At 73.7% G+C, this 712-nt stretch carries 1 protein-coding gene and 1 pseudogene; both read right to left on the bottom strand.

What is annotated here, in order from left to right; translation table 11 throughout:
- Positions 1-297 (bottom strand): annotated as a pseudogene (locus D183_RS25300) (DUF58 domain-containing protein); the annotation flags it as partial.
- Between the two features lie 166 nt (positions 298-463).
- Positions 464-712, bottom strand: a 249-nt coding sequence (locus D183_RS25295; RefSeq protein WP_039728739.1) for a hypothetical protein, incomplete at its 5' end; no start/stop codon positions are given.

Genomic DNA, 712 nt, shown 5'->3' with positions numbered 1-712 from the left:
CCCCCGCCCCCCCCAGCCACTGGGCACCAGGTCGAACAGGTCCACGCGCTGGCGCTGCGCGCTGTCCAGGTGCAGCACCACGTCGCGCTGGACGCCCAGCGGCAGCGCTTCGGGCAGCTCGCGGCGCACCTGCGGCGTCGGCCGGCGCCACAGCCGCCACGCATCCAGCGCCGCGACCAGGGCGATGCCCGCTGCGACCGCCTGCCAGCTCCACAGCGGCAGCCAGCCCAGCGCCACGGCCAGGCCGTACAGCGCCCACAGCGCGAGCAGGGCCAGCAGGAGCGGGGCGGGTCTCATCGCTTGGGAGCCAGGAGTGGGGAATGGGGAATGGGGAATGGGGAAAGCGGCAGGGCTGCAGCGCGACGGGTCGCTGCGTTCGTCAGCTCACTGCAATCGGGAATTACGGGCAACGCCGGGAACCCCGGCTTTTCCCATTCCCCATTCCCCTTTCCCGACTCCCCGCTCATTTCCGCGGCGCCTCCACCTTGGCCAGCAACCCACCGAGGGCGTCGTCGGCGCTCTGGCCTTCGATCTGCAGTTCCGGGGCAAGGGCGATGCGGTGGCGCAGCGCCGGCTTGGCCACGTCGCGGATGTCGTCGGGGATGACGAAGTCGCGGCCGGACAGCACCGCTTGCGCGCGCGCCGCGCGGACCAGGGCGATGCTGCCGCGCGGGCCGGCGCCGAGCGCAATGCCCGGCCAGCGGCGGGGGGG

Origin of the sequence: Xanthomonas sp. SHU 199 (assembly GCF_000364665.1) — a bacterium.
Classification (GTDB): domain Bacteria; phylum Pseudomonadota; class Gammaproteobacteria; order Xanthomonadales; family Xanthomonadaceae; genus Xanthomonas_A; species Xanthomonas_A sontii.
This window is presented reverse-complemented; position numbering and strand designations above follow the sequence as displayed.